Origin of the sequence: Micromonospora sp. NBRC 101691, assembly GCF_030269285.1 — a bacterium.
In the GTDB taxonomy this organism is placed as follows: domain Bacteria; phylum Actinomycetota; class Actinomycetes; order Mycobacteriales; family Micromonosporaceae; genus Micromonospora; species Micromonospora echinospora.
This window is the reverse complement of record NZ_BSTB01000016.1, coordinates 63,464-77,402: the sequence shown is the minus strand read 5'-3', so window position 1 is coordinate 77,402 and position 13,939 is coordinate 63,464. Positions and strand designations below refer to the sequence as shown.

12 protein-coding genes are annotated in these 13,939 nt (G+C 75.3%); 9 read left to right on the top strand and 3 right to left on the bottom strand.

Annotated elements, in window-relative coordinates:
- Positions 1–16 precede the first annotated feature (16 nt).
- Positions 17–418: a rhodanese-like domain-containing protein gene (locus QSK20_RS22685; RefSeq protein ID WP_088982465.1), complete on the bottom strand. Its 402-nt coding sequence runs from the start codon at positions 416–418 to the stop codon at positions 17–19.
- A 92-nt stretch (positions 419–510) separates the two neighbouring features.
- Here QSK20_RS22685 and QSK20_RS22680 point away from each other — a divergent pair, with 92 nt between their 5' ends.
- The 4 genes from QSK20_RS22680 (at position 511) to QSK20_RS22665 (ending at position 4,616) form a co-directional block, all read left to right on the top strand.
- Positions 511–1,164 carry a nucleoside/nucleotide kinase family protein gene (locus QSK20_RS22680; protein WP_285790611.1) on the top strand — a complete coding sequence of 218 codons (654 nt, stop codon included), beginning with the start codon at positions 511–513 and terminating at the stop codon, positions 1,162–1,164.
- Positions 1,161–2,528: a dipeptidase gene (locus tag QSK20_RS22675; RefSeq protein ID WP_285790610.1), complete on the top strand. Its 1,368-nt coding sequence runs from the start codon at positions 1,161–1,163 to the stop codon at positions 2,526–2,528. The genes QSK20_RS22680 and QSK20_RS22675 overlap by 4 nt, the downstream gene beginning before the upstream one ends.
- A gap of 67 nt (positions 2,529–2,595) precedes the next feature.
- Positions 2,596–2,802 (top strand): hypothetical protein, encoded by a 207-nt coding sequence (locus QSK20_RS22670; RefSeq protein WP_285790609.1) that lies wholly within the window; start codon positions 2,596–2,598, stop codon positions 2,800–2,802.
- A gap of 230 nt (positions 2,803–3,032) precedes the next feature.
- Positions 3,033–4,616: an ATP-dependent DNA ligase gene (locus QSK20_RS22665; protein WP_285790608.1), complete on the top strand. Its 1,584-nt coding sequence runs from the start codon at positions 3,033–3,035 to the stop codon at positions 4,614–4,616.
- A gap of 22 nt (positions 4,617–4,638) precedes the next feature.
- Here QSK20_RS22665 and QSK20_RS22660 read toward each other — a convergent pair whose 3' ends face one another.
- Positions 4,639–5,529 (bottom strand): SURF1 family cytochrome oxidase biogenesis protein, encoded by an 891-nt coding sequence (locus QSK20_RS22660; protein WP_285790607.1) that lies wholly within the window; start codon positions 5,527–5,529, stop codon positions 4,639–4,641.
- Positions 5,530–5,891: 362 nt separating this feature from the next.
- Between QSK20_RS22660 and QSK20_RS22655 the strand changes: the two genes are divergently transcribed.
- Together QSK20_RS22655 and QSK20_RS22650 are read left to right on the top strand one after the other, a co-directional pair.
- Positions 5,892–7,340: a cobyrinic acid a,c-diamide synthase CobB gene (locus QSK20_RS22655; protein WP_285790606.1), complete on the top strand. Its 1,449-nt coding sequence runs from the start codon at positions 5,892–5,894 to the stop codon at positions 7,338–7,340.
- Positions 7,337–7,906, top strand: coding sequence for a GNAT family N-acetyltransferase (locus QSK20_RS22650; RefSeq protein ID WP_285790605.1), 570 nt, complete (start codon positions 7,337–7,339; stop codon positions 7,904–7,906). Before QSK20_RS22655 ends, QSK20_RS22650 begins: the two co-directional genes overlap by 4 nt.
- A gap of 27 nt (positions 7,907–7,933) precedes the next feature.
- Here the strand turns inward: QSK20_RS22650 and QSK20_RS22645 are convergent, their stop codons facing one another.
- Entirely contained in the window at positions 7,934–10,066 is a 2,133-nt protein-coding gene (locus QSK20_RS22645; protein WP_285790604.1) for a transglycosylase domain-containing protein, read from the bottom strand.
- 155 nt (positions 10,067–10,221) lie between these two features.
- Between QSK20_RS22645 and cobC the strand changes: the two genes are divergently transcribed.
- The 3 genes from cobC (at position 10,222) to cobA (ending at position 13,864) form a co-directional block, all read left to right on the top strand.
- Positions 10,222–11,313 carry an Rv2231c family histidinol phosphate aminotransferase CobC gene (gene cobC, locus QSK20_RS22640; RefSeq protein WP_285790603.1) on the top strand — a complete coding sequence of 364 codons (1,092 nt, stop codon included), beginning with the start codon at positions 10,222–10,224 and terminating at the stop codon, positions 11,311–11,313.
- A complete protein-coding gene (gene cobT / locus QSK20_RS22635; protein WP_285790602.1) occupies positions 11,307–12,380 on the top strand; it encodes a nicotinate-nucleotide--dimethylbenzimidazole phosphoribosyltransferase in 1,074 nt (357 codons plus the stop codon). Before cobC ends, cobT begins: the two co-directional genes overlap by 7 nt.
- A gap of 257 nt (positions 12,381–12,637) precedes the next feature.
- Positions 12,638–13,864 (top strand): uroporphyrinogen-III C-methyltransferase, encoded by a 1,227-nt coding sequence (cobA, locus tag QSK20_RS22630; protein WP_285790601.1) that lies wholly within the window; start codon positions 12,638–12,640, stop codon positions 13,862–13,864.
- Positions 13,865–13,939: the final 75 nt, after the last annotated feature.

The window sequence follows — 13,939 nt, the reverse complement described above, 5'->3', positions numbered from 1 at the left end:
CGGTGGCGGTGGCGGCTCAGTGACGGACGTCGGCGGGACGGTCGGACATCGGCAGGCCCGCCGCCCGCCACGCCTCGACCCCGCCGACCATGTCCGTCGCCCGGTGCAGCCCGAGCGCCCGCAGGCTCGCCGCCGCCAGGCTGGAGCTGTAGCCCTGCCGGCACACCACGACGACCTCCAGGTCGTACCCGGTGGCCTCGGGAATCCGCCAGGTGCTGGCCGGGTCCAGTCGCCACTCCAGCACGGTCCGGTCGATCACCACCACGCCGGGCAGTTCGCCCTGCTCGCGTCGTTGCAGATCGGTGCGGGTGTCGACCACGAGCGCGCCCCGGCCGGCGGCCTGGATCGTCTCGTGCGGGGTGAACCGACGTACGCCGGCCCGCGCCTGTTCGAGCAGGGCGTCGACACCGGGACTCATCACGGAATGGGACACGAACCGATCATGCCGACCCGGTCGGCGAGCCGCCCGCCGAACCCCCTCCCGCCACCCGATCGGTAGCGTCGGCGGACGTGGTGGCGGTGGTGGAGGCGTACGCGGGGCTGGCCCGGCGGGTGCTGGCCCGGCCGGCGCGGTTGGGGCGTACCCGACTCGTGGCGGTCGACGGGCCGAGCGGCGCGGGCAAGAGCGTCTTCGCCGACCGGCTCGCGGACGCCCTGGCCGCGCTCTCCGGCGGCGGCCGGCCGCCGGTGGTGCACACCGACGACCTGCTCGACGGCTGGGCCGACCAGTTCACCTTCTGGCCCCGGCTGGAGGAGCAGGTGCTGTCCCCGTTGCGCGCCGGCCGGCCCGGCGGTTACCACCGTTACAGCTGGGTGCGTCGCGAGTTCCTGCCCCGGGTGGTCCCGGTGCCGGTCACGCCGGTGCTGATCGTGGAGGGGGTCAGCGCGGCCTGCCGGGCGGTCCGCCCCGAGACGACCCTCGCGGTCCTGGTCACCGCACCGGCGGAGTTGCGGCTGGCGCGGGCGGTGGCCCGCGACGGCGCGCGGATCCTGCCCGAGCTGCGCCGCTGGCACGCGGGGGAGCGGGCCCACTTCGACGCCGACGGCACGGCGGCCGGGGTAGACCTCGTGGTGGACGGCGCGCCGACCCTGCCGCACGACGGCCGGCACTACTTCGTGCGCCGGACCGGGCCCGGTAAGGCCGGCATACGATGCCGGTCATGACCACTCCGATCATGACCGAGTCCGAGCTGCGGGCCGCCGTCGAGCGGGAACTGCCCGGCGTCCGCGCCGACCTGGAACGCCTCGTCCGCATCCCCGGCATCGCGTTCGACGGCTTCGACCACACGCAGGTGGAGCGCTCCGCCGAGGCGGTGGCCGAGTTGCTGCGCGGCTGCGGCCTGGAGGCACGGATCGTGCGTTCCGGCGGCCAACCCGCCGTGATCGGAACGAGGCCCGCCCCGCCCGGCGCGCCCACCGTGCTGCTCTACGCCCACCACGACGTCCAGCCGGTCGGCGACCGGTCCCTGTGGGAGTCCGACCCGTTCGAGCCGGTCGAGCGGGACGGCCGCCTCTACGGCCGGGGCGCCGCCGACGACAAGGCCGGCATCATGGCGCACGTCGCCGCGCTGCGCGCCTTCGGCGACGCGCTGCCGGTCGGGGTGGTGCTGTTCATCGAGGGGGAGGAGGAGTACGGCTCCGACTCCCTGGAGCGTCTCCTCGCCGAGCACCGGGACGAACTCGCCGCGGACGTCATCGTCATCGCCGACTCCACCAACTGGGACATCGGGGTACCGGCGCTGACCACCTCGCTGCGCGGCATCGTCAACTGCTTCGTCGAGGTGCGTACCCTCGAACACCCGGTGCACAGCGGCATGTTCGGCGGACCGGTCCCGGACGCGCTCACCGCGCTGTCCCGTCTCCTGGCCACCCTGCACGACGAGGCGGGGGACGTGGCCGTGGAGGGGCTGGCCCGCGCGGCGGACGCGACGGTCGACTACCCGGAGGACCGGTTCCGGGCCGAGGCCGGTCTGGTCGACGGGGTGTCGCTGATCGGCACCGGGAAGATCACCGACCGGATCTGGGCCCGTCCGTCGGTGGCGGTGCTCGGCATCGACGCCCCGGCCACCGCCGAGGCCCCGAACGCCCTGGTCCCGGCCGCGAAGGCCAAGCTGAGCGTACGGCTGGCGGCGGGGGACGACCCGAAGCAGGCGTACGAGGCGATCCGTGCCCACCTGGAGCGGCACGCCCCCTGGGGGGCACGGATGGAGGTCACGTTGGAGCACGACGGCGCGCCCTGCGTCATCGACTGCTCCGGCCCGTTGTTCGATGCGGCCCGCGCCGCCTTCCGGGCCGCCTGGGACGGCGTCGAGCCGGTGGAGACCGGGATCGGCGGCTCGATCCCGTTCATCGCGACCTTCCAGGAGATGTTCCCACTGGCGGCGATCATGGTGACCGGGGTCGAGGACCCGCACTCCCGGGCGCACGGGCCGAACGAGAGCCTGCACCTCGGCGAGTTCGCCCGGGTCTGCCTCGCCGAGGCGCTGTTGCTGGCCCGGGTCGCCGAGGCGGGCACGAAGCGGAACTGACCGGACACGCGGTCCGATTTCCGGGATTCCGGCACGTCAGGGACGTGCGTACGCTAGCCTCTCGAACATGAGTACGAACGAGGTGATGGTGCGGCTGGAGGCCGCCGTCAGCGCGCTGGGGGACGTCGACGTCTCCGCCTGGCCCGACGAGACGCTCCGCGAGCGGCTCGGCGAGCTGTCCACCGCGCTGGTGGCGCTCGACGCCGTCCTGGCGCGGGTCGCCGGCCAGGTCCGCGACCGTGGACTGCGGATCGAGGAGCCGGTGTCGGCCTGACCCGTCCCGGTCGGGCCTTCCGGCGGGTGGTCCCGGTCTCCCGGTCCCCGGCGGCCCGGCATCTCGGCCTCCTGGGCGGTCCCGGCGTCCCGGTCTCCGGTGGGCCCGGCGTTCCGGTCTCCGGGCGGTTGGCCCGGAGGGCTCGCCAGCGTCGGTCTTCCGGCGGCTCGCCAGCGTCGGTCTTCCGGCGGATCGCCGGTGTCGTCGGAGGTGGCTGGCAGGATGGGAGCGTGCGGTTCCTCGACCTGGCGGCCACCTCCGCCGCGGTCAGCGCCACCAGTGGCCGACGAGCCAAGGTGGAACTGCTCGCGGGGGCGTTGCGCGCGCTCGACCCGGCGGAGGTGCCGGCCGGCGCCGGCTGGCTCGCCGGCGAACTGCGCCAGCGACAGACCGGTGTGGGCTGGGCCAGCCTCCGCGACCTGCCGCCGCCGGCCGGCGTCCCGACGCTGACCGTCGCCTCGGTCGACGCGGCGATCGACGAGATCGCCGCCGTGCACGGACCGGGCTCCCAGGCCCGCCGCCGCGCCCTGCTGCACGCTCTCCTCGCCGCGGCCACCGCCGCCGAGCAACGCATGCTGGTCGGCCTGTTCAGCGGCGAGCTGCGCCAGGGCGCGCAGGCCGGGCTGCTCGCCGACGCCGTCGCCCGCGCCGCCGACGTGCCGTTGGGTGCGGTCCGCCGGGCCCTGCTCGTCGCCGGTGACCTCCGCGCGGTGGCGGTCGCCGCCCTCGACGGGGGTGCCGCCGCGTTGGCCGGGTTCGGGCTGCGGGTCGGGCGTCCGCTCGCCCCGATGCTGGCCCAGAGCGCCCCCACCGTGGCCGACGCGCTCACCGCCACCGGTGCGCCCGCCGCCGTCGACGTCAAGCTCGACGGCATCCGGATCCAGGTGCACCGCTCCGGCTCCGACATCGCCGTCTTCACCCGCAGCCTCGACGAGATCACCGCGCGCGTTCCCGAGGTGGTGGCGGCCGTCCGTACGCTGCCCGCCCGGGAACTGGTGCTCGACGGGGAGGCGATCGGGCTCGACGCCACCGGGCGACCGCTGCCGTTCCAGGAGACGGCCAGCCGGGCCGCCCGCCGTACCACCCCCAGCGTCGCCGGCCGGACCCCGGTCGCCCCGGCCGTGCTCGCCGCCGCCACCACGACCGGCGGCACCGTGCTGACGCCGTACTTCTTCGACCTGCTGCACCTCGACGGCGAGGATCTGATCGACGCGCCGGGCCGGGACCGCTGGGCCGCGCTGGCCGGGGCGGTCGACGCCGAGCTGCTGGTCGGGCGGACGGAGGTCGACGGCCCGGAAGCGGCGTCGGCGGCCTTCACCGCCGCGCTGGCCGCCGGTCAGGAGGGGGTCGTGGTCAAGTCCCCCGACGCACCGTACGACGCCGGCCGGCGCGGGGCGGCCTGGGTGAAGGTGAAGCCCCGGTACACCCTCGACCTGGTCGTCCTCGCTGTGGAATGGGGCAGCGGCCGGCGGCGGGGCTGGCTGTCCAACCTCCACCTGGGCGCGCGGGACCCGGCCACCGGTGGCTTCGTCATGCTCGGCAAGACCTTCAAGGGGCTCACCGACGAGCTGCTGCGCTGGCAGACCGAGCGGTTCCTCTCGATCGCCGTGGAGCGGGGCGAGCACGTGGTGCGGGTCCGCCCCGAACAGGTGGTCGAGATCGCCTTCGACGGGGTGCAGACCAGCCCCCGGTATCCGGGCGGGGTGGCGCTGCGTTTCGCCCGGGTGGTGCGCTACCGCGACGACAAGAGCGCCGCCGAGGCGGACACCATCGACGCCGTCCGTGCCCTGCGTGCGGCCCCGGCCACCGGCTGACCGACCGGGCGGGGCCGACCCGTCAGACCGGGCCGGTCCGGGTGGGTTCCTCGACCCGGTCGCCGGTGGGCTCCCCGACCCGGTCAACCGAGGGTTCCTCGGCCCCGTCTCCGGTGGCCTCGTCGACCCGGTCACCCGAGGGACGGCGGATGCCAGCCCGTCCGTGCGCCTCACGACGGGCCACCCAGCCGTACGCGACCAGCGTCATCGCGGCGAAGAGCCACCACTGCACCACGTAGCCGAGGTTCTGCCAGTTGTTCTCGTGCCGCACCGGCACCGCCTGGAAGACCGGTTCGGCCTCCGGGGTCTGCCCGTCGAGCAGCACGTACGCCCCGTGGACCGGGTAGGGCAGTTCCCGGGCGAGCTGGGCGACGCCGATCCGGCGGGTCTCCAACCGGCCGTCACGCCGCTCGACGGCGCCCGCCCCGCTCTCGCTGAGCCGGACCCGGCCGACCACGGTCACCTCCCCACCCGGCGTCGCCGGCAGCTCGGGCCGCGCGGTCGCGTCCCCGCCGGGGGTGGGCGGCACCCAGCCCCGGTCCACCAGGACGGCCGAGCCGTCGGCCAGTAGCAGCGGGGTGACCAGCTCGAAGCCGACCTGGCGTTCGACGCTCCGCCCCCGGATCCAGACCGAGTTGGCCGCGTCGTACCGCCCGGTGACGGTGACCCGGGTCCAGACGTCCTCCGCGTCCGGCGCGGCTCCGGCCGTGCCGGACGCCCCGGTCGGGGCCGCGAGCACGTCGCCCAGCGGCACCGGCGTCATCCGCGCGGTCGCGTCGATGCGCTCGTTGATCGCCGAACGGCCCTGGTATCGGTCGAGCTGCCAGTTGCCGAGCTGCACCATCGCCGCGGCGGCGACCAGCGCCAGCACGAGATAGCCCAGCCAGCGGGGCGTCAGGAGGAACCGGTACACGCCCCGAGGCTACTCGCCCGACCGGCGGTCACTGCCCGGGACCGGTGCCGGACGGACCGGGGGAGCGCCGGACCGGCACCGACCCGGGAACCGGACCGGCACCGGACCAAGAACCGGACCGGCAGCGGCCCCAAGAACCGAACCGGCACCGGACCCAGCGCCGGACGGGCAGCGGACCCGTGCCGCCGTCGGGTGATCCCGTCGGTGCGTGGCGGGTCGGTTACCGCGATTCGGCGGGGTGGTTGGGTATCGTCACGCGGACGAACCATCGGGCGGCGTCCGGGTCACCGTGGCACGACCGCCCACGCGCCGCCACCGACCGTGCGCGTTCGCCGCGTACCGCCGCCACGGAGGATCGATCAATGAGCGTCGTGCCACGTCTCGTGGTCGCCGCGCCCTCGTCCGGGCACGGCAAGAACGCCGTCTCGATCGGCCTGGTCGCCGCCTTCCGGAAACGGGGCCTGGACGTCGCCGGGTTCAAGGTGGGGCCGGACCACGCCGACGCCGCCTACCTCGGGGTCGCCGCCGACGGACGACCCGGCCGCAACCTCGATCCGCGGCTGGTCGGGCCGGAACGCGTCGCCCCGCTCTTCGCGCACGGGGCGGCCGGGGCGAAGCTGGCCCTGGTGCAGGGCACGATGGGCCTCTACGACAGCGTCGCCGGCCCGTCCGAGGTCGAGTCCACCGCCGCGGTCGCCACCGCGCTGCGCAGTCCGGTGGTGCTGGTGGTCGACGTGTCGACGATGGGGCAGTCGCTGGCCGCGCTGGTGCACGGCTTCCGCTCGTTCGACGAGCTGCTCTGGCTGGGCGGGGTGATCCTCAACCGGGTCGCCTCGCCCCGCCACGAGGGGCTGCTGCGCGAGGCGCTCGACGACATCGGCGTACCGGTCTTCGGGTCGCTGCGCCCGGGGGACCTGCCGCCGATGTTCCCCGCCCGGTCGTACGGCATGGTGCCGGCGCTGGCCGGCGATCCGGAGGTGACCCGGGCGGTGCGGCGGCTGGGGGAGGGCATCGCCGACCGGCTCGACCTGGACGGCCTGCTCCGGCTGGCCCGCTCCGCGCCGCCGCTGGCCGTCGAGCCCTGGTCACCCGCCGCGCCGACGGCCGTGGCCCGGCCCGACCGTCCGGTGGTCGCGCTCGCCGGCACCGCGCGCGGCGGCTACGGGTACGCCGAGACCGGTGAGCTGCTCGCCGCCGCCGGGGCCGAGGTGGTCCCGGTGGACCCGTTCCGCGACGAGGCCCTGCCGGCGGGCACCGCCGCGCTGGTCGTCGGGTCGGGGCTTCCCGAGGCGTACGCGGAGCAGCTCTCCGCCAACGGCCCGCTCCGCGCGGCGGTGGCGGAACTGGCCCGGGCCGGGCGCCCGGTGCTCGCCGAGGGGGCGGGTCTGCTCTGGCTGGCCCGGGAGCTGGACGGCCGACCGATGTGCGGGGTGCTCGACGCGACCGGGACGACCCACGAGGGCATGGTGCTCGGCTACCGGGAGGCGACCGCCGCGACGGAGAGCCTGGTGGCACCCCGGGGCGCGGTACGCCACGGCTACAAGCAGCACCGGGCGGTGCTCACGCCCCGGGCCGGGGAACGACCGGCCTGGAGCTGGCCGGGCGGGCCGCCCGAGGGGTACGTCTGGTCCGGCGGGTACGCCTCACAGCTCGCCCTGCACTGGGCCGGCGCGCCGGACGTCGCCTCCCGGCTGGTCGCCGCCGCCGTGGCAGCCACCCGGCGTGCGCCGGTGCCGACCAGCCCCGGACCCGCCGGGCCGGTGGCCGTCGCCCAGGCCCGGGGCGGTCGCACGCCGGAGGTCCCGGCGTGATCGGGCAGGTGGCGGTGCGCCGCTTCCCGGATCTGACCGTCTCCACCCCGCGCACCGAGGTACGCCGGCACAGCGCGCGGGACGCCGACCCGGTCTCGGGGATCTTCGCGGACCGGTTGACCCAGCGCTGGCTGCCGCTGGCCGACGAGTCGGGACAGATCGACGGGCTGGCCTGGTGCACGGACCTGGCCCGGCAACGGCGGGACAGCGGCGACGGCGACCACTTCGCGGTGGTGCGCCGGGAGGACGCCCGGGTGGTCGGCTGCCTCTGGACCAAACGGACCGACTGGGGTGCCCGGCTCACCGAGGTCTCGTACGCGATGGCGCCGGAGGCGCGGGGCTACGGCCTGGCGGCGGAGGCCGTCCTCGCGCTGGCCATCGCGCTGATCATGGAGCACGGCTTCCAGCGGGTCGAGTTGCGGGTGGCCCCGGGCAACGTGGCGTCCCGACGGGTGGCGGAGAAGGCCGGGTTCAGCTACGAGGGGCTGCTGCGCAACGCCGGCTATGTCCGGGGCAACCGCGTCGACCTGGAACTCTGGTCCTTCGTCACGGCCGACCTTCACTGAGACCACCACCCCCGGCGTCGGGCGGGGTCACCCGACCATGCGGTCGGGAGGCGGGGTGAAGTCGCGGCTGGGCTGGCCCTTGAGAGCGTCCCGGAGGGTCCCGGCGACCGCGTCGATCGGTCTCTGGGACTGACCGTCGCCGACCGCGTTGAACGGGTTGTCCGGGTCGGAGATGAAGCTCGCCGCCGCCAGTTCCGGGGTGTAGCCGACGAACCAGGCGGACCGGGTGCTGTCGGTGGTACCGGTCTTGCCGGCCACCGGGCGACCGACCGTGCCCCGGACGCTGTCGGCGGTGGACCAGCCCCCGCAGCCTCCCCGGGCCGGTGTGTCGCCGGTCGGGCAGCGGGCCGCGTCGGTGGCGGCCTGGGCCGCGCCGGCGTCCACCACCTGCCGGCAGCGCGGCTTGGCCACCTCGCGTTCCAACCCGCCCGCGGTCCGGTAGGTCGCCGGGGTGCCGTCCCGGTTGGTGATCGAGAGCACCGGGATCGCCTCGCAGTACCGGCCGTCGGCGGCGATCGCCCCGTACGCGTTGGCCAGCTCCAGCGGCGTCGCGTCGGAGACGCCGAGCGTGAACGCGCCCCACGTCTTCGCCTTCTCCGGCGACGCGTGGTCCCGGTCGACGTCGGTACGCCAGCGCAGTCCGAGCTGCTCGGCGAGCCGGACCGCCCGGTCCGCGCCGACCTTCTCCTCCAACCAGACGAAGTACGTGTTGACCGACTTGCCGAAGCCGGACCACATGGTCTGCGTCCCGCTCATCGCTCCGCTCGCGTTCGACGGGGACCAGCCGTTGTAGACCTCGGAACGGTACCGGTGCGGGGCGTTGAACGAGGTGGACAGCGGCATCCCGGCGTCCAGCGCGGCGAGCATCGGGAACATCTTGAACGTCGAGCCGGCCTGGTAGCCGGGGAGGGTGCCGCCGCCGAGCAGCGGGGCGACCGTGTTCGGGTAGTTGGCCTTGACCTTCGGGTCGGCCTCCGGGTTGGAGGTCGGCGGGTTCTCGCTGGTGTCCAGGGAGTACTTCCGGTTCACCGCCATCGCCTTCACCCGGCCGGTGCCCGGCTCGGTGACGACCAGCCCGTGCGCGAACGGGCTGCCGGTGCTGCCCTCGGCGTCGATGTTCTTCTCCGCGGCCTCCTGGATCTTCGGGTCGATGCTGAGCACGATCCGGTAGCCACCCCGGCGTAGTTCGTCGATGCGTTCCAGCCGGTTCTCGCCGAAGGCGGACTGGGAGCTCCACCAGTTCTTCAGGTAGTCGCAGGCGAAGCCGAGGCTGTTGTGCTGCTGCGGGATCGAGGCGCAGTCGTTGCGCGGGTCGCTCTGGTCGATCCGCAGCGGCTCGGTGCTGGCCTGTGCGGCGGCCTCCGGCGAGAGGTAGCCGAGCTGGCCCATCCGCTCCAGCACGTAGTTGCGGCGGCCGACGGCCTCCTGCTGGTCGGAGGTGACCGGGTCGTACTCGGACGGGGACTTGACCAGGCCGGCCAGCGTGGCGGACTCGACCGGGGTCAGGTCCTTCGGCTTCTTCGAGAAGAAGATCTGCGCGGCGGCGTAGATGCCGTACGCCCGGTGCCCGAAGTAGGCCGAGTTCAGGTAGCGCTCCAGGATGTCCTCCTTCGACATCTGCTTCTCCACGTCCAGGGCGAGCCGCATCTCCCTGATCTTGCGGATGCTGGTCTGGGCGGTCGCCTCCTGCACCTCCTGCGGTGTGGTGGCGCTGTCCCGCAGGGCCATCCGGACGTACTGCATGGTGATCGTCGAAGCGCCCTGGGAGACCCCGCCGGACTGCGAGTTGGCCACGAAGGCCCGGACCACGCCCTTCGGGTCCACGCCCCGGTGCTGGTAGAAGCGGGAGTCCTCGGCGGCGACCATGGCCTGCTGCATGCTCGGCGCGATGTCCTTGAGCTTCGTGTACTGCCGGTACTCCTCGTAGAACATGGTCAGCACGGTCTTGCCGTCGGCGGCGTAGACGTAGGAGGTCTCGGCGGGCAGCGAGGCACGGAGCAGGTCGGCCCGGTGTTCGGAGAACTCGGCGCCGACCTTGGCGCCGATGCCGGCGGCGGCCACGATCGGATACGCCACGGCGGCCAGGATGATCCCGGCGATCAGCCCGGCGCGGAGAAGAGGGACACAGTGACCGAGGGAAGAAAGGGGTCGGTAGCTCACGCCGTCAAGCTATGACATATCCCGTTAAGAGATGAGTCATATTCATAATCCTTACGAGGGACGCGGACGTCACCGGACTGCCGTCCGAAGGTGGTGACGCGCCCCACGCCCCGATCCGCTGTCCCGCGCGCCGGCTTCCCGGCAGGATCGCGGGCATGCGTGGTCAGCCGATCGGAGCGCCCCCGGGCGTCATGCCGGAACCCGACCTCGGTCACCACGGTGACGTCGAGGTCGGCGAGGGTCTGCTCGACCTCGCGGTCAACGTCCGTCAGGCCCCGATGCCGCCCTGGCTGGCCGAGCCGCTGGCCGCCACCCTGGTGGACCTCGCCCGCTACCCCGACCCGGCCCCGGCCCGCGCGGCGGTCGCCGCCCGCCACCGCCGTCCCCCGGCGGAGGTGCTGCTCACCGCCGGGGCCGCCGAGGGTTTCGTGCTGATCGCGCAGGCCCTGCGCGGGATACGCCGACCGGTGGTGGTGCACCCGCAGTTCACCGAGCCGGAGGCCGCCCTCGCCGCCGCCGGGCACCGGGTGGAGCGGGTGCTGCTCGACGCGGCCGACGGGTTCCGGCTCGATCCGGCCCGGGTGCCCGCCGACGCCGACCTGGTCATGATCGGCAATCCCACCAACCCGACCTCCGTGCTGCACCCGGCCGCGACGATCGCCGCGCTGGCCCGCCCCGGCCGGGTCCTGGTGGTGGACGAAGCGTTCGCCGACACCACCGCCGCGCCCGGGGTGCCGGGCGAACCGGAGTCGCTCGCCGACCGGCGCGACCTGCCCGGACTGCTGGTGCTGCGCAGCCTCACCAAGACCTGGGGGCTGGCCGGGCTGCGGATCGGCTACCTGCTCGGCACGGCCGACCTGCTGGCCCGCCTCGCCCGGGTCCAGCCGCTCTGGGCGGTCTCCACCCCGGCGCTGGCCGCCGCGACCGCCTGCGCGACCCCGGAGGCGGTCGCCGCCGAACGCGCCATCGCCGCGCGCCTCGCCGTCGACCGCGACCACCTGCTGGCCCGCCTCGCCACCCTGACCGGGGTACGCGTCGCGGGTCGTCCGGCCAGCGCGTTCGTGCTGCTGGAGGTTCCCGGCGCGGACCGGATCCGGCTCGCCCTGCGCGACCGGGGCTGGGCGGTACGCCGGGGCGACACGTTCCCCGGGCTGGGCCCGGACTGGCTGCGCGTGGCGGTCCGCGACCCGGCGACCACCGACGCGTTCACCGAGGTACTGGCGGAAATCCTGGAGGCGTCATGTTGACAACCACCATCGCGGCGATCGGCCCGCTCGACCACACGGCCATGGCCGCTGCCCGGGATCTCCAGGCGCGGCTGACCAAGCCGGCCGGCTCCCTCGGCGCCCTGGAGGAGCTCTCGGTACGCCTCGCCGGCCTGGCCGGCGCCTGCCCGCCGCCGCTGCCCGAACCGGCCGCGGTGGCGATCTTCGCCGGGGACCACGGCGTCCACGCCCAGGGGGTGACCCCCTGGCCGCAGGAGGTCACCGCGCAGATGATCGGCAACTTCCTGGCCGGCGGGGCGGTGGTCAACGCCTTCGCCCGCCAGGCCGGCGCCTCGGTCACCGTGGTCGACGTCGGCGTGGCCACCCCGCTGCCGCCGGTCGCCGTCGCCGACGCGGCCGAAGCCCCGCGGCTGGTGGCGGCGAACGTCCGCCCCGGCACCCGCGACCTGGCGGTCACCGCCGCGCTCACCCGGGACGAGGCGCGGGCGGCGGTGGAGACCGGGATCCGGGTCGCCGACGACCTGATCGAGGCGGGGGCCGGCATCCTGCTCACCGGGGACATGGGGATCGCCAACACCACCCCGTCGGCCGCCCTGGTGGCCGCCTTCACCGGCACCGACCCGGCCGAGGTGACCGGCCGGGGCACCGGGGTGGACGACGAGACGTACCGGCGGAAGGTGGACGTGGTGCGGCGGGCGCTGGAGCGGCACCGGCCCGACCCGGCCGACCCGCTCGGGGTGCTCGCCACCGTCGGTGGTCTGGAGCACGCCGCGCTGGCCGGGCTGATCCTGGCCGCCGCCGCCCGCCGGGTCCCGGTGCTGCTGGACGGCGTGATCGCGGTCTCCGCCGCGCTCGCCGCCGCCCGGTTCGCGCCGGATGCGGTGGGCGCGATGATCGCCGGGCACCGGTCCGCCGAGCCGGGTGCCACCGTCGCCCTGCGCCATCTCGGCCTCGACCCCCTGGTCGACCTGGGGCTGCGCCTCGGTGAGGGCACCGGCGCGCTGCTCGCCCTGCCGGTGGTGACCGGGGCGGCCCGGGTGCTGCACGAGGTGGCCACCTTCGACTCGGCGGGAGTGGCCGAGAAGTGAGCGGACGGGGCGGCGACGTGAGCGAGCGGTGCGAGCGAACCATCGGGCTCGGTGGCGGGGCGTCTCGCGCTGCCGGGGAGCGGAGCGGGGCGGCGACGTGAGCGAGCGGTGCGAGCGAACCATCGGGCTCGGTAGCGGGGCGTCTCGCGCTGCCGGGGAGCGGAGCGGGGCGGCGACGTGAGCGAGCGGTGCGAGCGAACCATCAGGCTCGGTAGCGGGGCGTCTCGCGCCGCCGGGGAGCGGAGCGAGGCGGCGGCGTGAGCGTGAACCCGTACCCGCTGGGGTTGCGGCTGGCCGGCCGGCGGGTGGTCGTGGTGGGCGGCGGCACGGTGGCCACCCGCCGGGTGCCGGCGCTGCTGGATGCCGGCGCGGACGTCCTGCTGGTCTCCCCGGAACTCACCCCGGCGCTGCGCGCGCACGTCGACGCCGGGCGGCTGCACTGGGAGCCGCGTCGCTTCGTCCCGGCGGACCTGAACGGGGCGTGGCTGGTCCACGTGGCCGTGGACGACCGGACCGCCGCCGCAGCGGTCAGCGCCGTCGCGGCCGAACGCCGGATCTTCTGCGTACGCGCCGACGACCGGTTCGCCGCCAGCGCCTGGACCCCTGCGGTGACCCGGCACGGTCCGGTCACCGTCGCCGTGCTCGGCGGTGGCGACCCGCACCGGTCCCGGGCGACCCGGGACGCCGTCCGTGACCTGCTGGACGGCCCGGACAGCCCGCTGCGACCGGAGGCGGGGACGGGGAAGCGGCGGCGGGTCGGGCAGGTGGCCCTGGTCGGGGCGGGGCCGGGCGACCCGGAGCTGATCACTCTGCGGGGCTGGCGGCTGCTCGCCGAGGCCGACGTGGTGGTCGCCGACCGGCTGGTGCCCGGGCTGCTCCTCGACGAACTGCACCCCGACGTCGAGCTGGTCGACGCCTCGAAGATCCCGTACGGGCCGTCCCGGGCCCAGGAGGAGATCAACCGGATCCTGGTGGAGCGGGCGACGGCCGGCGCGTTCGTGGTCCGGCTCAAGGGCGGCGACCCGTACGTCTTCGGTCGGGGCGGCGAGGAGTTGCTCGCCTGCGCGGCGGCCGGGGTGCCGGTGACCGTGGTGCCCGGGGTGACCAGCTCGATCGCGGTTCCGGCGTTGGCCGGTATCCCGGTCACCCACCGGGGCGTGGCGCACGAGTTCACCGTGGTCTCCGGGCATCTCGCCCCGGACCACCCGGACTCCCGGGTGAACTGGGCGGCGCTCGCCGCGCTGCGCGGCACCCTGGTGATTCTGATGGGGTTGAAGAACCTGGCGGCGATCACCGCCACCCTGCTCGCCCACGGTCGCGATCCGGCGACCCCGGCGGCCGTGGTCCAGGAGGGCACCACCGCCGCCCAGCGCGCGATCCGCTCCACCCTGGCCGGGGTGGCGGCGGACGCGGAGGCGGCCGGCCTGCGTCCCCCCGCCGTGGTGGTCCTGGGCGACGTCGTCGCCGCCCTGCCCCACCCCTGACCCCCGGCCCGGCCCCGGCCGCCTCGGCCCGGGGCGCGGTTCCGGCGGAATGGCGGTGTCGGAGCCCTACGACAC

Bases quoted from the DNA above. Each gene is read 5' to 3' on its own strand.
- QSK20_RS22685 (WP_088982465.1), bottom strand. From the start codon at position 418: ATGAGTCCCGGTGTCGACGCCCTGCTCGAACAGGCGCGGGCCGGCGTA.
- QSK20_RS22675 (WP_285790610.1), top strand. From the start codon at position 1,161: ATGACCACTCCGATCATGACCGAGTCCGAGCTGCGGGCCGCCGTCGAG.
- QSK20_RS22670 (WP_285790609.1), top strand. From the start codon at position 2,596: ATGAGTACGAACGAGGTGATGGTGCGGCTGGAGGCCGCCGTCAGCGCG.
- QSK20_RS22655 (WP_285790606.1), top strand. From the start codon at position 5,892: ATGAGCGTCGTGCCACGTCTCGTGGTCGCCGCGCCCTCGTCCGGGCAC.
- cobC (WP_285790603.1), top strand. From the start codon at position 10,222: ATGCGTGGTCAGCCGATCGGAGCGCCCCCGGGCGTCATGCCGGAACCC.
- cobT (WP_285790602.1), top strand. From the start codon at position 11,307: ATGTTGACAACCACCATCGCGGCGATCGGCCCGCTCGACCACACGGCC.